Here is a 17,856-nt window from a genome sequence, read left to right as displayed (position 1 = left end):
GGTGTAGCCCCGCCGATATGTCCGGATCGGCGGGGCCACAACCTGCCGCTCTACTCGGAGACGCCGAGCTTGTCCAGGATGAGCTGCCGGGCGCGCGCCGCGTCGGCCTTGCCCTTGCTGGCCCGCATGACACCACCCACCAGCGCACCGGCGGCGGCGATCTTCCCCGACCGCACCTTCTCGACCGCGTCGGCGTTGTCGGCCAGCACCTGGTCGATGATCGCCGACAGCTCGCCCTCGTCGTTGACGATCTGCAGCCCGCGCCGCTCGACCACCTCGTCCGGCGTGCCCTCACCGGCCAGCACGCCTTCGAGCACCTCGCGCGCCAGCTTGTCGTTGAGCGCGCCCGAGGCGACCAGCTCGGTCACCCTGGCGATCTGCCCGGGAGTGATGGGCAGGTCGGCCAGCGCGGTGGCCGTCTCGTTGGCCCGCCGGGCCAGCTCACCCATCCACCACTTGCGCGCGTCGGCGGCCGGGGCCCCGGCCGCGACCGTGGCCTCGACGAGGTCGATCGCGTCGGCGTTGTGCATGGCCTGCATGTCGAGGTCGGACAGCCCCCACTCGGCCTGCAGCCGCTGGCGCTTGACCGACGGCAGCTCGGGCAGGGCCGCCTTCAGCGAGGCCACCCACTCCTTGTCGGGCGCGATCGGCACCAGGTCGGGCTCGGGGAAGTAGCGGTAGTCCTGCGCCTCCTCCTTGGACCGGCCGGACGTGGTGGTGCCGGTGTCCTCGTGGAAGTGGCGGGTCTCCTGCGTGATCTTGCCGCCCTGGGCCAGGACGGCCGCCTGCCGCTCGATCTCACTGCGTACGGACCGCTCGACGCTGCGCAGGGAGTTGACGTTCTTGGTCTCCGTACGGGTGCCCCACTCGGACGAGCCGCGCGGCATGAGCGAGACGTTGACGTCGCAGCGCAGCGACCCCTCCTCCATCCGCACGTCGGAGACGCCCAGCGAGCGCATGATCTCGCGCAGCTCGGTCACGTAGGCCTTGGCCACCTCGGGCGCGAGCCGGTCGGTGCCGGGGATGGGCTTGGTCACGATCTCGACCAGCGGGATGCCGGCGCGGTTGTAGTCGACGATCGAGTAGTCGGCGCCGTGGATCCGCCCGGTGGCGCCGCCCACGTGCGTGGACTTGCCGGTGTCCTCCTCGAGGTGCACCCGCTCGATCTCGATCCGCACGGTCTTCCCGTCGACCTCGACGTCGACGTAGCCGTCGAAGCAGAGCGGCTCGTCGTACTGGGAGATCTGGTAGTTCTTCGGCATGTCCGGATAGAAGTAGTTCTTCCGGGCAAAGCGGCACCATTCGGCGATGGAGCAGTTCAGCGCCAGGCCGATGCGAATCGTCGACTCGATGGCCGCGGCATTGGCCACCGGCAGCGCCCCGGGGAAGGCCAGGCAGGTCGGGCAGACCTGCGTGTTGGGCGGGGCGCCGAAGGTCGTCTTGCAGCCGCAGAACATCTTCGACTTGGTGCCCAGCTCGACATGCGTCTCGAGGCCGAGCACCGGCTCGAACCGATCGAGCGCTTCGTCGTACGGCATGAGCGTACCGGCAGTCATGGTGAGGTCCTTAGTTCAGATCGTTGCGTTTCAAGCTATCGCTTCGGCGGTCAGAGGAAGCCATGACTCCTCAGCGCCTTGGAGGTCGCGTCCACCCATTCGGCGTAGGCGGGCAGCAGGGGCCCCGCCGGTCCACCAGCAGCCACGCCTCGGGCGTCGCCCTTCGTCATGCGACACGAGCCGTACTGGTCGGTGATGAGCCCGAGGGGACGAGGCCGGCTCATGGCACCTGCCCCACCATGCTCCGATGGGTACGGACCCTGACGAGGGGAGACGAACGTGCCCGGCTCCCCTGCCTGACGCATCGGCTTGGCGACTGACACCCGGGATCTCGGGCGTCCGCCCCCGGCCCTCGAGACGGGCTCGAGGAACACCAGAGCGTCAGGGGCGGCCTGATAGAGGGACGACACGGCGACCGGCGAGTGGGTCGTCAGGATCACCTGCCGCCAGGAGTCACCCACCACACCCGCCCGCTGGGCGATTGTCTGCAACAGGGCCCCGAGCCTGCTGGGGTGGAGGCCGTTCTCGATCTCCTCCACCATCAACAGGCCGGAGGAGGCCCGATCGTAGAGGGCGGCCAACAGCGCGAGCACACGCAGCGTGCCATCGGAGGCGAGCCGGCACGGGACGGGCTCGTGGTCGATCAGCAGATCGAATGACCATTCCTCCGACCGCTCATCGAACACCGGCCGGACACCGGTGACATCGGGCACCAGCGCCGCGAGGTCCACCAGCAGGTCGTCCAGCCCGCCGGCACGAGACATCCGCCCGAGGACCGCGGCCAGGTTTCCGGCGTCCTCGGTCAGTGGCCTCCGGTCGAGAGCCGAGGCCGGTCGCCGCATGGCCGCTGGGTCGGGCACGTGGAAATGCCAGTGCTTGACCTCGGAGGGCCACAGCTCCGGATCATCTGCCAGCATCGCCGACCGCACGAACGCCAGCGCGTCGAGGAAATTCGACTTTCCGCTCGAATTGGGCCCGACCAGGGCAAGGAACGGCGGCACGTCGAGTTCGAAGCCCAGAAAGGACTTGAACCCGTCGATCTCGATTCGCGTGAGCACGCCGCCGTCCCCTCCCCTCTCCTACAGCTCCGGCGCCTTGGACAGCAGGCTGCCGCCCCAGCGGCTCTCCAGTGCCTGCTCCACGGCCGCGCCCACGCGGTAGCAGCGGTCGTCGCCCAGGACCGGCGCCATGACCTGCAGGCCGACCGGCAGGTCGTCCTCGTCGGCCAGGCCGATCGGGACCGAGATCGCCGCGTTGCCCGCCAGGTTGGACGGGATGGTGCACAGGTCGGCGAGGTACATCGCCATCGGGTCGTCGGCCCGCTCGCCGATCGAGAACGCCGTCGTCGGCGTGGTCGGCGACACCAGCACGTCCACCTGGTGGTAGGCGGCCTCGAACTCGCGGGCGATGACCGTGCGCACCTTCTGCGCCTGGCCGTAGTAGGCGTCGTAGTAGCCGCTCGACAGCGCGTACGTGCCCAGCATGATGCGCCGCTTGACCTCGGGACCGAACCCGGCCGCCCGGGTCAGCGCCATGACCTCCTCGGCGCTGCGGGTGCCGTCGTCGCCCACGCGCAGGCCGTAGCGCATGGCGTCGAAGCGCGCCAGGTTCGACGAGCACTCCGACGGCGCGATCAGGTAGTAGGCCGGCAGCGCGGTCGTGAACGACGGGCAGGAGACCTCGACGACCTTGGCCCCGAGCGACTCCAGGAGCTGGACGGCCTCCTGGTAGCGGGCCAGGACGCCCGGCTGGTAGCCCTCGCCGGCGAACTCCTTGACGACGCCGATCCGCATGCCGGAGACGTCGGGGTGCTTGGCGGCCTCGACCACCGAGGGCACGGGCGCGTCGATCGAGGTCGAGTCCATCGGGTCGTAGCCGGAGAAGGCCTCGTGCAGCAGCGCCGCGTCGAGCACGTTGCGGGCGAACGGCCCCGGCGTGTCGAGCGAGCTCGCGAACGCGATCAGCCCGTAACGGGACGAACCACCGTAGGTCGGCTTCATGCCCACGATCCCGGTCACCGAGGCCGGCTGCCGGATCGAGCCGCCGGTGTCGGTGCCCGTGGACAGCGGCGCCTCGTAAGAGGCGACGGCGGCGCTCGAGCCACCCGACGAGCCGCCGGGCACCTTGGTCAGGTCCCAGGGGTTGCGGGTGGGGTGGTAGGCGGAGTTTTCCGTGGAGGAGCCCATGGCGAACTCGTCGAGGTTCGTCTTGCCCAGGATGACCAGCCCGGCCTCGCGCAGCCGCGCGGTGACGGTCGCGTCGTAGGGCGGACGCCAGCCTTCGAGGATCTTGGACGCGGCCGTCGTCGGCATGTCGCGCGTGGCGAAGATGTCCTTGTGCGCGATCGGCACCCCGGCCAGCGGGCCGAGCCGCTCGCCCGCCCGGATCCTGGCGTCGACGGCCCGCGCCTGCTCGAGCGTCGTCTCCCGGTCGACGTGCAGGAACGCCTGGACCTTGGGCTCGACCTCGGCCATCCGGTCGAGATGCGCCTCGGCCACCTCGGCGGCCGACACCTCGCCACCGGCGATCAGCGCCCCCAGCTCGGCGGCGCTCTTACGGATCAAGCTCATGCCTCCTCCCCGAGGATGCGCGGCACCCGGAAGCGGTCGTCCTCGACGGCGGGAGCGCCGGAGAGGGCCTGCTCGGGCGTCAGGGACTGTCGCACCTCGTCGGCACGGAAGACATTGGTCAGCGGAAGCGCGTGCGACGAAGGCGGCACGTCCTCGGCGGCGACCTCGGCCACCTTCGCGACCGACTCGATGATCGCATCGAGTTGGGTGGCGTAGTGGTCGAGCTCGTCGTCGGTGAGCGCCAGCCTGGACAACCGGGCCAGGTGCGCGACCTCGTCGCGGGTTATGGCGGACATGAGTCGTTGAACCCGTTTCGTGGATGGAGTCTTTGGACACTGCCATCCTAGGGGGCTTGACGCAGCAGGCCCGAACGGTTAACCCAGCGGCAACACATCAGCCGTGACGCCTGCCCGTCCCCACCGAGCCGGGCCGCGCGCCACGCTACGCCGAGCGGCTGACCTCGGGCTGATAGCCGAATTCGACCTCGGCCCCCGTCTCCGAGTGGTCCCGCAGCCAGATCGTGGCCTCCGCCGCCGGCAGTGGGCGGCCGAAGAGCCAGCCCTGGCCCACGTCGCATCCCATCTGCGCCAGCCGCATCGCGACCTCGTCCGACTCCACGCCCTCCGCCACCGACCGCAGCCCCAGTGAGCGCACCAGGTCCACGATCGAGCGGACGATGCGGTCGTCGTCCTCCGACTCGGCGATGCGCCGGACGAAGGAGGCGTCGATCTTGACCTCCGACACCGCCAGCCGCTGCAGGCGGATGAGGGAGGAGTAGCCGGTGCCGAAGTCGTCGAGGGCCAGGGGGACGCCCAGGGTGGCCAGGGCCTTGATGGTGTCCTGGGTGTAGGCCTGGTCGCCAGTCAGGATGCGTTCGGTGACCTCGAGCTGGATGGCCGTCGGCGGCAGGCCGTAGCGGGCCAGGCCCACCTCCAGTTGCTCCGGCAGCGCCGAGCCCAGCAGGTCGCGGGCGGAGATGTTGACCGAGATCTGCACCCGCAGCCCTGTGTGCCACCAGAGGGCGGCCTGCTCCAGCGCCGAGTCGATCACGTACGCCGTCAACTGCCGCATCAGGTACGACTGCTCGGCCAACGGCACGAAGTCCGACGGCGCGATCGGCCCGCGGACCGGATGGCGCCAGCGCAGCAGGGCCTCGACCCCTTGGACGGTGCCCGTGCCGAGGTTGACCTTGGGCTGGTAGTGCAGGCGCAGCTCGCGGTTGTCGATGGCGCGGCGCAGGTCGCCGAGAAGGTTGAGGCGTTCGGGGGAATTGCGGTCTTTGTCGGGCTGGTAGAGCTCAACCCCGGTACGCCCCTCCTTGGCCAGGTACATGGCCACGTCCGCCCGCTGCAGCAGCAGCTCGAAGTCGGGCGCGTGGTCCGGATAGAGCGCGATCCCGACGGAGCCGTCCATGTCGAAGGTCATGCCCTCCAGCCGCACCGGCTCGGTCAGCGCCGCCCGCAGCCGGGCCGCCACCTCCCTGGCCGCGTGGGCGTCCCTGATCGAGGGCAGCAGCACCGCGAACTCGTCGCCGCCCAGCCGCGCCACCACGTCGCCGGGCCGCACGGAGTGGGTGAGGCGGTGGGCCACCATCTGCAGCAGCCGGTCGCCCACCGGGTGGCCCATCGTGTCGTTGACCTCCTTGAACCGGTCGAGGTCGAGCAGGAACAGGCCGACCCGTTCCTCCTGGCGTGCCTCGGCCAGCGCCTCTTCGGTGCTGACGATGAGCATCTTGCGGTTGGGCAGGCCGGTCAGCTCGTCGTGCAGGGCCTGGTGGTCGCGGCGCATGGAGAGCGTGGCGGTGAAGTAGACGGCGGCCAGCGGGGCGACGAAGAGGGGGACGAGTCCCGGTGAGTGGTTCATGACCACGACGACCAGGGGCGCCAGGCCCAGCAGCCCGGCGTAGACGAGGGCCTGCGGGCCCGCCGTGGCCTTCATCACGCGCGTGATCGAGCGCCGCTCGTGCAGCGCGACCGCGCCGCAGACGAGGGTGGCCCTGGTGGCGAAGTAGGCGACCCCGGCCAGCACGATGGCCAGCAGATCGGTGCCGCTCGGCACCCAGGGCGCGGCCGGGCTCGGGGCGATCCCGAACGTCCCCAGCACCACGGCCGCCGCGGTGAGCGCGAGCGTGGACTGCGCGACATTGAACATGACCCGATGCCACGACTTGCGCGTCACCACGCCGTTCATGGTCACCGCGACGGCCTGCATCAGCACCGCGATGGGCAGCCCGAAGTGCAGCAGCACGGCGAAGGTGAACATGGTGGACGGATAGGTGCCGCCCACGGCGGTCGCGGAGGACACCATCACGGGCCTCAGCTCGCCCAGGATCACCAGCACCGCCAGCACCCAGAACAGCGGCCCGCGGGCGAGCTCCACCAGGCCGAACGCGTCGAGCCTGAGCATGGCCACCACGAGAGCGGTAAAGCCGATCACGGTTATGCCCGCGAGGAACGCCCACAGTGGCGTGCCGACGCGTGGGCCGGTGTCGCGGGTGTCGGTTGGGTCAGTCATCGGTAACAGAACCCCCATTAGGTCACTATGGGAGGGTACGACCTTCACCCCACTTCGCGAAACCAAGCGCGTACGTTCCGTAATTCCTCTTCCCGACATATACCCAAAAAGCACCCTCAGTAGCAAGTCGTGCACACAGTGGTCCCGAAAACACCGAAGGGCCCGCCCGCGCGAAACGGACAGGCCCCGGCAAGGGACGCTCAGGCCTCCGGCGTGACCGCCACTCCGGCCGCCGCCTCCGGCCCCTCCTCGAGCAGGACCCCGAACCCGGCACCGTCGAGGATGGGCACGCCGAGACTCACCGCCTTGTCATATTTCGACCCGGCGTTGTCGCCCGCGATCAAGAAAGCCGTCTTCTTCGACACCGATCCGGACACCTTGCCGCCCCTGCCGGTGATCGCGTCGGCGGCCGAGTCACGCGTGTAGCCGTCGAGGGTGCCCGTCACCACGAACGTCATCCCCTCGAGGGTCTGCGGCCCCTTCTCGGGAGCGGGCTCGTCTTCCATGCGGACCCCGGCCGCCCGCCACCGCTCGATGATCTCCCGGTGCCAGTCGACCTCGAACCACTCCTTGATCGTGGCCGCCACGCGGGGCCCGATGCCCTCGACCGCGAGCAGTTCCTCCTCGGAGGCGTTCATGACGGCCTCGATCGAGCGCATCGCGTCGGCCAGGTCGCGGGCCGTGGGCGGGCCGACGTGCCGGATCGACAGGGCCACGAGAATCTGCGCGAGCGAGGCCTCCTTCGCCCGCTCCAGCTCCTCCATGAGGCGCAGCGCGTTCTGGCTGGCCTCGCCGTTGAGGTTGGAGAAGAAGGTGACCACCTTCTCCTCACCCGTCTTCGGGTCGAGCTTGGGCAGGCCGGTGTCCTGGTCGCGGACCACCGACTTGATCGGGATGAGCTGCTCGAGCGTCAGGCCGAACAGGTCGGCCTCGGTGCGCACCACCGGCTGCTGCGGCGGGAGCGGCTGGGTGAGCGCCGTGGCGGCGACGTAGCCGAGCCCGTCGATGTCGAGCGCCCGCCGGCCGGCCGCGAAGTAGATGCGCTCGCGGATCTGGGCGGGGCAGCCGCGCGCGTTGGGGCAGCGCAGGTCGGCGTCGCCCTCCTTCTCGTAGGCCAGCTCAGTGCCGCACTCCGGGCAGTGGGTGGGCATGACGAACTCGCGCTCGGACCCGTCGCGCAGCGCCGTGACGGGGCCCACGATCTCGGGGATGACGTCGCCGGCCTTGCGCAGCACCACCGTGTCGCCGATGAGCACGCCCTTCTTGACCACGATGGCGGCGTTGTGCAGCGTGGCCCGCTCCACGGTCGAGCCCGACACCACGATCGGCTCCATCACCCCGTAGGGAGTGACGCGCCCGGTGCGCCCGACGCCCACCTGGATGTCGAGCAGCTTGGTGTTGACCTCTTCCGGCGGATATTTGTACGCCATCGCCCACCGCGGCGCCCGCGAGGTCGAGCCCAGCTCCCGCTGCGTGCGGAAGTCGTCGACCTTCACCACGACCCCGTCGATCTCGTAGGCCGGGTCGTGCCGGTGCACGCGGTAGTGCTCGATGAACCCGTTGATCTCCTCGAGCCCCGGCAGCACCTGGTAGAGGTCGCTGACCGGCAGCCCGAACTCGCGCAGCCGGTCGTAGACCTCGGACTGCGCCCGCGGCTCGGCCGAGCCCTCCCACACGCCGACGCCGTGCACCAGCATCCGCAGCGGCCGCTGCGCCGTGATGCGCGGATCCTTCTGGCGCAACGTCCCGGCCGCGGAGTTGCGCGGGTTGGCGAACGGCGGCTTGCCCTGCTCGACGAGCTGCTCGTTGAGCTTCTTGAAGCCCTCGACCGGGATGTAGACCTCGCCGCGCACCTCGACCAGGCTCGGGACGTCGTCGCCCTTGAGCCGGTGGGGCACGCCCGTGATCGTGCGCACGTTGGCCGTCACGTCGTCACCCGTGCGGCCGTCGCCCCGGGTCGCGCCGCGCTCGAGCTTGCCGTCGCGGTAGACCAGCGCGATCGCCAGCCCGTCGATCTTGAGCTCGCACAGGTAGGGCCCGGGGTCGCCCTCGGCCAGCCGCTCGGCCCGCGCCATCCAGGCGGCCATGTCGTCGGCGTTGAAGGCGTTGTCGAGGCTCTCCATCCGGGCCAGGTGCTGGACCTTGGCGAAGTCACCCGAAACCGGCGCGCCCACCTTCTGCGTGGGCGAGTCGGGCGTCTGGAGCGAAGGATGCGCCTCCTCCAGCGCGAGCAGCTCCCTGAACCACTCGTCGAACCGAGCGTCGCTCACCGTCGGCTGATCGAGCACGTAGTAGCGCCAGCGCGCGTCCTCGACCAGCTCGCTCAGCTCGGCATGCCGCTTGAGCGCGGTCACCGGCACGCCCTCGACCTCAGCGCCTGCCTCACTCACGGCAAGCCTCCTTCCGTCCAACAACCTGTGCAAACGCTACCGCCGACCACCGACAAGGACACGCCTCAGCCGCTCATCGGATCTTCCCTGAGCACCTCCGCGGCCTTGCGGCAGACCGCCAGCGCCCCCCGCGCGTACGCCGGCGACGCCCCCGCCAGCCCGCAGGACGGCGTCAGCACGACCTGCGAGGCCAGCCGGTCGGGCGAGAACCCCAGCCGCCGCCACAGCTCCACGGCGGGCTTGGCCACCACCCCCACGTCGGCCAGACGGGTGTCCCGGCCTGGCACGACGCCCAGGAACAGCGTCATCCCCGCCTCGAACAACTCCCCCAAGGCGTCGTCGCTCCTGCGCCGCAGCAGCGACGCGTCCACCGACACCCCCCGCACCCCGGCCCGCCGCAGCAGGTCGAACGGCACGCCGGGCGCGCAACAGTGCACCACGGGATCGGCGAACAGCCGCATCACCTCCTCGACCCGCCACTCCTCCACGGCCGCCAGCCGCCCGAATCCCGAAGCCGTCGGCACGGTCCCCGCCAGCACGCCGGGCAGCCCGGGCTCGTCGAGCTGCAGCACGATCTCGGTCACGCCGGGCAACCGCCGCCGCACCTCGGCGCAGTGGTCGGCGACCCCCTGGGCCAGCGAGGCCGTCAGATCGCGTACGGCGCCCGGGTCGGAGAGCATCTTGTTCCCGTACCGGAGCTCGATCGAGCCCGCCAGCGTCCACGGCCCGCAGACCTGCAGCTTGAGCGGCCCCACGTAGTCGTTGCCCACCTCCTCCAGCCCGTCGAGGTCGCGCCGCAGATGCTCGACGGCCCGGTGGTGGTCGCGCCCCGGCCGGTCGCTCAGCCGCCATCCGGAGGGCTGCACCTCGACGGGCAGCTCGACGAGCAGCGCCGCCGTGCGCCCGACCATGTCGGCGCCGACGCCCCTGGCCGGCAGCTCGGGCAGGTAGGGCAGCCCGGGCACCTCCCCGAACACGACCCTCATGGCCTCAAGATGATCCTCACCCGGATGCGACCCGATCCCGGTGGCTTCCCACGTAGACATGGGGCAAGCGTAGGCTCTGGCGAATGGAGCTCAGCAAATATGACCACGCCTGTGTCCGCGTGGAGAAGAACGGCAAGGTCCTCGTCATCGACCCGGGGGTGTTCACCAGGTCTCCCGTGCTCGACGGCGCCGACGCGGTCCTCATCACCCACGAGCACGCCGACCACGTCGACGTCGGCAGGCTGAAGGCCGCCTCCCCCGACCTGGAGATCTGGACGTGCGAGGGCGTCGCCGCCGAGCTGACCGAGGTGCCGGCCAAGGTCCAGGTGGTACGACACGGCGACGAGTTCGAGACGGCCGGTTTCCGGGTGAAGGCGTTCGGCGAGTGGCATGCCAAGAACCACCCCGACGTGCCCGTCGTACAGAACGTCGGCTTCCTCGTCGACGACGAGATCTTCTACCCCGGTGACGCCTTGACGGTTCCCGGGGTGGACGTGCCCACGCTGCTGGTGCCGACCGGCGCGCCGTGGATGAAGCTGAGCGAGATGGTGGAATATCTGCGGACGATCCGCCCGGCCCGCGCCTACTCCACCCACGACGCCCTCTACAGCGACCTCGCCCTGGGGCTGGTGGACAACTGGCTGAAGATGGAGGCCGACAAGCAGGGCGCCGACATCCGCCGCATCCCGGTCGGCGAGTCGGTCACGCTCGGCTGACCCGCTCGCCTCCGATGCCGGCGCGCGGGAGCGGCCTCAGGCGGCGGAGACGATCGTGGCCGAGCCGATGACGGTGGAGCCGGAGTAGAGCACGGCGGCCTGACCCGCCGCCACACCGGTGGCCGGCCGGTCGAGCTCGACGCGCAGCCCGCCGCCGCTCTCCTCGAACCGGCATCCGTAGACCTCGCCGTGCGCCCTGAGCTGCACGGTCAGCTCGTCGGCCGGGGCCTTCGGCCCGTTCCAGACCGGCCGGCCGCAGGTGATCGAGGTGACCTCGAGCGCCGAGCGCGGCCCGACCGTGACCGTGTTGGACACCGGCTCGATCGACAGCACGTAGCGCGGCCTGCCGTCGGCGGCGGGACGGTCGATGCGCAGGCCCTTGCGCTGCCCCACGGTGAACCCGTGGGCGCCCTGGTGGCTGCCCACGACCTCGCCGCTCTGGTCGAGGATGGGCCCCTGGGCAGAGCCGAGCCGCTCGGCGAGGAAGCCGCGCGTGTCACCGTCGGCGATGAAGCAGATGTCGTGGCTGTCGGGCTTGTCGGCGACGGTCAGGCCGCGCCTGGCGGCCTCCTCGCGCACCTCGGCCTTGGTCGAGTCGCCCAGCGGGAAGATCGCGTGGCCGAGCTGCTCGCGGGTGAGCACACCGAGCACGTAGGACTGGTCCTTGCCCTGGTCGACGCTTCTGGACAGCACTCCGTCGGCCAGCCTGGCGTGGTGGCCGGTGGCGACCGCGTCGAAGCCCAGGGCCAGCGCCCGGTCGAGCACCGCCGCGAACTTGATCTTCTCGTTGCAGCGCAGGCACGGATTGGGCGTGCGGCCCGCGGCGTATTCGGCCACGAAGTCCTCGACCACGTCGCGCTGGAAACGCTCGGCCATGTCCCAGATGTAGAACGGGATGCCGATCACGTCGGCGGCGCGGCGCGCGTCGCGCGAGTCTTCGACCGTGCAGCAGCCCCTGGCTCCCGTGCGGTGGGATTGGGGGTTGGCCGAGAGGGCAAGGTGGACACCAGTGACGTCGTGGCCGGCCTCGGCGATCCGGGCAGCGGCCACGGCTGAGTCGACGCCGCCCGACATGGCGGCAAGCACACGCAGTCCCATGACCTTTCCAGCGTACTGTCCGCCTGGGAGTGCGCGACCATGCCCCGGGTCTGGAAGTATTCGGCCATGCGACTATTCGGGCGCAAGGAAGCAGAGGAAGAGCCCGGCGGGCCGGCCGAGGCCATCGCCGGTTTCTGGACGTGGTGGCAGGAGGCCAGGCCGCGACTCGACTCGCTGGTGGCCGCCGGCGAGGCCGAGGGGCTGGAGGAGTGGCTCGCCCCCGCGGTCGCCGCGATCGACCCCGGGCTGGTCTGGGAGGTGGCCCCCGGCAAGAACGCGGCGCACGCGCTGGTGGTGACGGCGGCCGGCGACGCCGAGCTGCGCTCGCTCGCGCACCGGTGGGCCCTCGCGGCGCCGCCTTCTGACCTGCTGTGGGAGTTCCATCCGTCGCGGCAGGCCAACCCGCAGGCGATGGACCTCACACTCGACGTGGGCGGCTTCGAGTTCGCGCTCGACAAGCTGTCGCTGGGCCTGCGCGTGCCGCGTAACCAGCCGAGGGTCGACGTGGCCGCCTACCATCCGATCTTCGCCGAGCTCGACGAGGACACCCGGATGGAGGCCGCGCTGCTGGCCCTCGACTGGCTGCTCGGCGAGGACGACGTGGCCAGGTGGGTGGGCGAGATCACGGCGGTGACGTTCCAGCCGATCGACGCCGTGCCCGCCGTGCACCTGCCCGCCGTGGTCGCCGACGTCGCCTCCGGTCACGCGGAGGAGGAGTGGTTGCTGCTGGAGGGCCAGACCGCCGGCGGCGCGCCGCTGGTCGCCACGGCCCGCCATCCGCTGCGGCCGGTGGACTTCCCGCTGTTCGACCAGCACATCGCGATCACCCTCCCCTACGCGCACCGCGACGAGAACGGCCTGCCCGTCGGCGACTCGCTGGCCGCGCTGCGCGACTTCGAGGAGCGCCTGGCCGCCCGCCTGGTCAAGCTGCGCGGCGACGCCGTGCTGGCCGCGCACATGAGCGCGGAGGGGCACCGGATCATCCACGTCTACGCCGACCCGACCGGCGACGCGGCGATCCACGCCAAGGAGCTGATCGTGGGCTGGGAGGAGGGCGAGCCGCGGGTGGACGTGTCGGCCGACCCGGCCTGGATCGCCGTCTCCCCCTTCCTCAGCTGAGGCCGGCGCGGCGGGCGCGTTCGACGGCGGCCGGGAGCACCTCGAGCAGGCGGTCGACGTCGTCGCGCGTCGAGGTGTGGCCCAGCGTGAACCGGAGCGAGCCCCGCGCGGCCGCCTCGTCGGCGCCCATGGCCAGCAGCACGTGGGACGGCTGCGACACGCCCGCCGAGCAGGCCGAGCCCGTCGAGCACTCCACGCCCTTGGCGTCGAGCAGCATGAGCAGCGCGTCGCCCTCGCAGCCGGGGAAGGAGAAGTGGGCGTTGCCCGGCAGCCGGTTCGCCGGGTCGCCGTTGAGCACGACGTCGGGCACGGCCTCACGGACGCGCTGGATGAGCTCGTCGCGCAGCTCCGTCAGGCGGCGGCCCAGGGTCTCCTGCTCGTGTACGGCGGTGCTGACCGCGGCGGCCAGCCCCGCGATGGCGGGCGCGTCGAGGGTGCCGGAGCGCACGTCGCGCTCCTGACCCCCGCCATGCTGGACGGAGACCGGCGTCAGCCCCCTGGCCAGCAACAGCGCCCCGACCCCCATCGGGCCGCCCACCTTGTGGCCGGAGAGCGTGAGCGCGTCGGCCCCCGACCCGGCGAACGACACGGGCAGTTGCCCGACCGCCTGCACCGCGTCGGTGTGGAACGGGATGCCGTGGTCGTGGGCGATGGCGGCCAGCACGTGGACCGGCTGCACCGTGCCGACCTCGTTGTTGGCCCACATGACGCTGATCATGGCGACGTCGCCGGGGTCGCGCCCGATGGCGGCCCGCAGCGTGTCGGGGTGCACCCGGCCGTGCTCGTCGACCTCCAGCAGCTCCACCTCGGCGCCCTGGCTGTCGGCCAGCCACTGGGCGGGGTCGAGCGCGCCGTGGTGCTCCACCGAGCTGATCAGCACGCGCCGCCGCGGCGTGCGCGCCCAGTAGAGGCCCTTGATCGCGAGGTTGTCGGCCTCGGTGCCGCCCGAGGTGAACACGACCTCGCTGGGTCTGGCGCCGAGCGAGTCGGCTATCGTCTCGCGTGACTCCTCGACGACTCTGCGGACCTGACGGCCGGTCGCGTGCAGCGAGGAAGCATTGCCGACGCGTTTGAGTTGCTCCGTCATGGCCTCGATCGCCTCGGGCAGCATGGGGGTGGTAGCCGCATGATCAAGATAGGCCGACGGTCTGGTCACGTGCTCAGGGTATCTCGTTTGCGACTGTACCGTCCGGACGGTACAGTTGAGGCATGAGAAGGGACGAGCTTTTGGACGCCGCGGAGGCACTCCTCTGCGACCAGGGCTCGGCCGCGCTCACCCTGGCCGCCGTGGCGGACCGGGCGGGCGTCAGCAAGGGTGGCCTGCTCTATCACTACGGCTCCAAAGAGGCCCTCATCAAGGGCATGGTGGAGCGTCTGATCGACGACTTCGACGAGCTCATGGCCGCCCAGCCCGGAGAGACCTACACCGAGCGCTATCTCGGAGCGACGCTGGCCGCCGTGCGGTCGGGCAGGCTGCGACGATGGGCGGTCGTCACGGGGGCGTCGGGCAACCTCTTCCTGCTCGCGCCGCTGCGCGAGGCGATGACCCGATGGCATCGCGATGAGCTGGCCGGCGAGCCCGACCCGCTGGCCGCGCAGATCGTGCGCCTGGCGTGCGAGGGGCTGTGGGACGTGGCCAGCCACGACCCGGAGCTGAACTCGGACGACGATCTCCAGGCACTGGAGACCCGCCTCAGGGCGCTGCTCAAACCCCCCGCCTGAGCCCCCGGCTCCGCGTCCCTTCCCCCTTCCGGCCCGCCGACCCCTCGCGGGCCCTTCACCAACCCCTCCCGACTCGGCGATGACCGGGATCCCTCCGGTCACGCCGCGCACGCGAGCATGCGCTGAGCTGAGCACTCCCCCGCCCACCGGCTGAGGCCGGCCGGGCGATTGGCGTGCCCGATATTTCACGAAAGGTGTGGCCATATGACCCGCGAGCTGAGGAGCGCCCGTTACGGGGCGGTCCTCACCTTTGTCCTTGCCGGCCTGATGGTGGGCACGATGACCGTGCGCATCCCCGCCCTGACCGACAAACTGGGTCTGTCCGAGGCCACGGTCGGGACGATCCTGCTGGCATGGGGCCTGGGCGCTCTGGTGACCATGCAGTCCATGCGGCGCGTCATGGCCCGCGCGGGCAGCAGGACGGTCCTGCGGGCAGGCGGCCCCATGACGGCGCTCGGCCTCATCGGCGTGGCCTTCGCCCCCGACCTGCCCTGGCTCCTGGTGGCCGTGGCGGTCTTCGGCATGGCCTTCGGCGCCGTGGACGTCGCCATGAACGCCCAGGGCTCCGCGGTGGAGCTGGCGTACGGGCGGCCGCTGATGAACGGCATGCACGCCGGCTGGTGCGTGGGCGCCATCTCGGCGGGCGCGCTGGGCAGCCTGGCCATCGCCGTGGGCCTGCCGTTCACCGCCAACGTGGCGCTGATCGGCCTGGTCTCGCTGCCGGTCATGGTGCTGCTGGGCCGTACGTACCTGCCCGAGCCCCCGGTGACCGGCACGGTGGCGGCGGTCAAGCGGCGCATGCCCCCGATCGTCTACCTGCTCGGCGCGATCATGTTCTTCGCCTTCATGGTCGAGGGCACGGTCGCCGACTGGAACGGCCTCTACATGCGCGACGAGCTCGGCGCCCCCGAGGCCGTGGCGGCGCTCGGGTACCCGGTGTTCGAGGTCGGCATGCTGGCCGCCCGGCTCACCGGCGACCGGCTGCGGGCCAGGTTCGGGGTCCGCGGCATGCTGACCGTCTCCGGCGCGGCCACGGCGGCGTTCTTCGCGGTCGTGCTGATGGCGCCGGCGGCGATGGTGGCGGTGTCGGCGATGTTCTTCGTCGGGCTCGGCGTGGCGACGATCTCGCCGCTGACGCTGTCGCTGGCGGGCACCGCCACCGACACCCCCGGCCCGGCGATCGCCCAGGCGGGCGCCATGGGGTACGCGGGGCTGCTGCTCGGCCCGGTGGCCATCGGTTTCCTGTCGGACGCGACGTCCCTGCGTACGGCGCTGGGCATCGGCGTGGTCCTCGGCGTGCTGATCGCCCTGTGCGCCCGGCTGCTCCCGCGTACGGAACCGGCCGCCGTCAGCACCCTCCCGCCCGCCCGCGAACCGGCCAGGGTCGCGGCCTGACCATCTGAGAGTTCTCTGTGGATCGACGTGGCCGGCGCGGCGTGGCTCCACGTCGCGGCGGTCCCGCTCACAGAGAACTCACAGATCCGCTCAGAACACCTCCAACCAGCCACCGCAGTCTGGACCCATGATCAAGGTGACCGGACTGACCAAACGCTACGGCGACAGGACCGCCGTGGACGATCTCTCCTTCACGGTGCCGCCCGGCGTCGTCACCGGCTTCCTGGGCCCGAACGGCGCCGGCAAGAGCACGACCATGCGCATGATCCTCGGCCTCGACCTGCCCACCTCGGGCACGGCCACGATCGGCGGCCGCGCCCACCACGAGCTGCCGCACCCGCTGCGCACGATCGGCTCGATGCTGGAGGCGCAGGCGGTGCACCGGCAACGCACCGCGTACAAGCACCTGCTCTACCTGGCCCAGACGAACGGTCTGCCGGCCTCCCGCGTCGATGAGGTGCTCGGCCTGGTCGGGCTGGCCGACGCGGCGGGCCGGAAGGCGGGCGGGTTCTCGCTGGGGATGAGCCAGCGTCTCGGCATAGCGGCCGCCCTGCTCGGGGACCCGCCGGTGCTGGTGCTGGACGAGCCCGTCAACGGGCTGGACCCGGAGGGCGTGGTGTGGATCCGCACGTTCATCAGGAGGCTGGCGGCGGAGGGGCGTACGGTGCTGGTCTCCAGCCACCTCATGAGCGAGATGGCGCTGACCGCGGACCGGCTGGTGATCGTCGGCAAGGGGCGGCTCATCGCCGAGGCCGAGATCGGCGAGTTCACCCGGGCCGGCGCCGTGGTGGTCGTCCGCACGCCCGAGGCGGCCTCCTTCGCCCGGCGGCTCGAGCGGTCCGGCGCCCACGTCGGGCTGGGTGACGAGGGCGAGCTGCTGGTCACGGGCATGACCGCGACCGACGTGGGCCGGCTGGCGTGGGCGGAGGGCGTGCCGCTGCAGGAGCTGGCCCCGCGGCTCGCCTCACTGGAGGAGGCGTTCATGGAGCTCACCCGTGACGCCGTCGAGTACGGAGTGGCGCGATGATCGACGCGGGAGTGCTCCGGGCGGAGTGGACCAAGTTCGCCAGCATCAGGGCCACCATGGTGCTGTCGCTGGCCGTCGTCGCCGTGTCAGGGCTTTTCGGGTGGCTGTTCGGCAACGCGTCGGCCTCCGACTACGCCACGGCCACGCCCCAGGAGCGGCTGGAGTTCCAGCCGCTGGACATGGGCACCCGCGGCCTGTTCATCGTCCAGTTGCTGATCGCGGCGCTGGGCGTGCTGGTGGCCTCGTCCGAGTACGGCTCGGGCACGATGCGGGCCACCCTGGCCGCCGTGGGCCGGCGCGGAAGGCTCCTGGCCGCCAAGGCGGGGCTGACCGCCCTGACCGCGCTGCCGGTCAGCGTGGCCTCGGTGTGGCTGATGTTCGTGACCAGCCAGACCACGCTGGCCGCGAACGGGGCTCCGGCCCTCATGCCGGGCGACCCGGCCGCGCTGCGCCTGCTGCTGCTCGGGCCCATCGTGTTCACCCTGCTGGCCCTGTTCGGGCTGGCGCTGGGCATCCTGCTGCGCGGTACGGCCGCCGCCGTGAACATCAGCACGGCCTTCCTCCTGCTCCCCATCCTGGCCTCCTCCACGCCCGGCTTCCTGCGCGATCTCCTGCACACCTACTGGCCGAACACGGCCGCCTTCCAGGCCGTCTCCGGCACGTCCCCGCTGCCCCCGGTGGTGGCCTTCGGGGTGCTCGTCGGGTTCGTCGCGGTCATGCTGATCACGGCGTTCGTCCAGTTCAAGAACCGCGACGCCTGACT

General features: G+C 71.2%; 15 protein-coding genes. 6 read left to right on the top strand and 9 right to left on the bottom strand.

Annotated elements, in window-relative coordinates; all coding sequences use genetic code 11:
- Positions 1 to 50: 50 nt before the first annotated feature.
- The 7 genes from gatB to AB0I15_RS00670 form a co-directional block, all read right to left on the bottom strand.
- The gene (gene gatB, locus AB0I15_RS00700; protein WP_358087935.1) at positions 51 to 1,556 is read right to left on the bottom strand and encodes an Asp-tRNA(Asn)/Glu-tRNA(Gln) amidotransferase subunit GatB; all 1,506 of its coding nucleotides are present in this window, start codon (positions 1,554 to 1,556) and stop codon (positions 51 to 53) included.
- Between the two features lie 50 nt (positions 1,557 to 1,606).
- A complete protein-coding gene (locus AB0I15_RS00695) occupies positions 1,607 to 2,614 on the bottom strand; it encodes an AAA family ATPase (RefSeq protein ID WP_358087932.1) in 1,008 nt (335 codons plus the stop codon).
- Positions 2,615 to 2,635: 21 nt separating this feature from the next.
- A complete protein-coding gene (gene gatA, locus AB0I15_RS00690) occupies positions 2,636 to 4,126 on the bottom strand; it encodes an Asp-tRNA(Asn)/Glu-tRNA(Gln) amidotransferase subunit GatA (RefSeq protein WP_358087929.1) in 1,491 nt (496 codons plus the stop codon).
- Complete coding sequence (gene gatC, locus AB0I15_RS00685; protein WP_101787882.1) at positions 4,123 to 4,422, bottom strand: Asp-tRNA(Asn)/Glu-tRNA(Gln) amidotransferase subunit GatC; 300 nt, start codon at positions 4,420 to 4,422, stop codon at positions 4,123 to 4,125. The genes gatA and gatC overlap by 4 nt, the downstream gene beginning before the upstream one ends.
- 145 nt (positions 4,423 to 4,567) lie before the next feature.
- Entirely contained in the window at positions 4,568 to 6,640 is a 2,073-nt protein-coding gene (locus AB0I15_RS00680) for an EAL domain-containing protein (protein ID WP_358087927.1), read from the bottom strand.
- 200 nt (positions 6,641 to 6,840) lie between these two features.
- A complete protein-coding gene (ligA, locus tag AB0I15_RS00675; protein WP_358087924.1) occupies positions 6,841 to 9,030 on the bottom strand; it encodes an NAD-dependent DNA ligase LigA in 2,190 nt (729 codons plus the stop codon).
- Positions 9,031 to 9,095: 65 nt separating this feature from the next.
- On the bottom strand, positions 9,096 to 10,076 hold the full coding sequence (locus AB0I15_RS00670) for a methionine synthase (RefSeq protein WP_358087921.1): 981 nt from the start codon (positions 10,074 to 10,076) through the stop codon (positions 9,096 to 9,098).
- 23 nt (positions 10,077 to 10,099) lie between these two features.
- Here AB0I15_RS00670 and AB0I15_RS00665 point away from each other — a divergent pair, with 23 nt between their 5' ends.
- Positions 10,100 to 10,732 carry an MBL fold metallo-hydrolase gene (locus tag AB0I15_RS00665; protein ID WP_358087918.1) on the top strand — a complete coding sequence of 211 codons (633 nt, stop codon included), beginning with the start codon at positions 10,100 to 10,102 and terminating at the stop codon, positions 10,730 to 10,732.
- Between the two features lie 36 nt (positions 10,733 to 10,768).
- On the opposite strand, the gene mnmA is transcribed toward AB0I15_RS00665, so the two are convergent.
- Positions 10,769 to 11,830, bottom strand: coding sequence for a tRNA 2-thiouridine(34) synthase MnmA (gene mnmA, locus AB0I15_RS00660; RefSeq protein ID WP_358087915.1), 1,062 nt, complete (start codon positions 11,828 to 11,830; stop codon positions 10,769 to 10,771).
- Positions 11,831 to 11,896: 66 nt separating this feature from the next.
- On the opposite strand from mnmA, the gene AB0I15_RS00655 reads away from it, so the two are divergent.
- A complete protein-coding gene (locus tag AB0I15_RS00655) occupies positions 11,897 to 12,949 on the top strand; it encodes a DUF695 domain-containing protein (protein WP_358087912.1) in 1,053 nt (350 codons plus the stop codon).
- On the opposite strand, the gene AB0I15_RS00650 is transcribed toward AB0I15_RS00655, so the two are convergent.
- Complete coding sequence (locus tag AB0I15_RS00650) at positions 12,942 to 14,105, bottom strand: cysteine desulfurase family protein (protein ID WP_358087909.1); 1,164 nt, start codon at positions 14,103 to 14,105, stop codon at positions 12,942 to 12,944. The genes AB0I15_RS00655 and AB0I15_RS00650 overlap by 8 nt on opposite strands.
- Positions 14,106 to 14,158: 53 nt before the next feature.
- On the opposite strand from AB0I15_RS00650, the gene AB0I15_RS00645 reads away from it, so the two are divergent.
- The 4 genes from AB0I15_RS00645 (at position 14,159) to AB0I15_RS00630 (ending at position 17,854) form a co-directional block, all read left to right on the top strand.
- The gene (locus tag AB0I15_RS00645; RefSeq protein ID WP_358087905.1) at positions 14,159 to 14,671 is read left to right on the top strand and encodes a TetR/AcrR family transcriptional regulator; all 513 of its coding nucleotides are present in this window, start codon (positions 14,159 to 14,161) and stop codon (positions 14,669 to 14,671) included.
- Positions 14,672 to 14,875: 204 nt separating this feature from the next.
- Positions 14,876 to 16,066, top strand: coding sequence for an MFS transporter (locus tag AB0I15_RS00640; protein ID WP_358087902.1), 1,191 nt, complete (start codon positions 14,876 to 14,878; stop codon positions 16,064 to 16,066).
- A gap of 127 nt (positions 16,067 to 16,193) precedes the next feature.
- Positions 16,194 to 17,093, top strand: coding sequence for an ABC transporter ATP-binding protein (locus AB0I15_RS00635; RefSeq protein WP_358087899.1), 900 nt, complete (start codon positions 16,194 to 16,196; stop codon positions 17,091 to 17,093).
- Positions 17,090 to 17,854, top strand: a complete 765-nt coding sequence (locus AB0I15_RS00630) for a hypothetical protein (RefSeq protein ID WP_358087896.1) — start codon at positions 17,090 to 17,092, stop codon at positions 17,852 to 17,854. The genes AB0I15_RS00635 and AB0I15_RS00630 overlap by 4 nt, the downstream gene beginning before the upstream one ends.
- Positions 17,855 to 17,856: the final 2 nt, after the last annotated feature.

The sequence above is a fragment of the Nonomuraea sp. NPDC050643 genome, assembly GCF_040654715.1.
Taxonomy (GTDB): domain Bacteria; phylum Actinomycetota; class Actinomycetes; order Streptosporangiales; family Streptosporangiaceae; genus Nonomuraea.
This window is presented reverse-complemented; position numbering and strand designations above follow the sequence as displayed.

Excerpts from the sequence above, each read along its gene's own strand:
- gatB (WP_358087935.1), bottom strand. The coding sequence starts at position 1,556 with ATGACTGCCGGTACGCTCATGCCGTACGACGAAGCGCTCGATCGGTTC.
- gatC (WP_101787882.1), bottom strand. The coding sequence starts at position 4,422 with ATGTCCGCCATAACCCGCGACGAGGTCGCGCACCTGGCCCGGTTGTCC.
- AB0I15_RS00630 (WP_358087896.1), top strand. The coding sequence starts at position 17,090 with ATGATCGACGCGGGAGTGCTCCGGGCGGAGTGGACCAAGTTCGCCAGC.
- AB0I15_RS00655 (WP_358087912.1), top strand. The coding sequence starts at position 11,897 with ATGCGACTATTCGGGCGCAAGGAAGCAGAGGAAGAGCCCGGCGGGCCG.
- AB0I15_RS00680 (WP_358087927.1), bottom strand. The coding sequence starts at position 6,640 with ATGACTGACCCAACCGACACCCGCGACACCGGCCCACGCGTCGGCACG.
- AB0I15_RS00670 (WP_358087921.1), bottom strand. The coding sequence starts at position 10,076 with ATGTCTACGTGGGAAGCCACCGGGATCGGGTCGCATCCGGGTGAGGAT.
- AB0I15_RS00640 (WP_358087902.1), top strand. The coding sequence starts at position 14,876 with ATGACCCGCGAGCTGAGGAGCGCCCGTTACGGGGCGGTCCTCACCTTT.
- AB0I15_RS00645 (WP_358087905.1), top strand. The coding sequence starts at position 14,159 with ATGAGAAGGGACGAGCTTTTGGACGCCGCGGAGGCACTCCTCTGCGAC.
- AB0I15_RS00665 (WP_358087918.1), top strand. The coding sequence starts at position 10,100 with ATGGAGCTCAGCAAATATGACCACGCCTGTGTCCGCGTGGAGAAGAAC.
- mnmA (WP_358087915.1), bottom strand. The coding sequence starts at position 11,830 with ATGGGACTGCGTGTGCTTGCCGCCATGTCGGGCGGCGTCGACTCAGCC.
- gatA (WP_358087929.1), bottom strand. The coding sequence starts at position 4,126 with ATGAGCTTGATCCGTAAGAGCGCCGCCGAGCTGGGGGCGCTGATCGCC.
- AB0I15_RS00635 (WP_358087899.1), top strand. The coding sequence starts at position 16,194 with ATGATCAAGGTGACCGGACTGACCAAACGCTACGGCGACAGGACCGCC.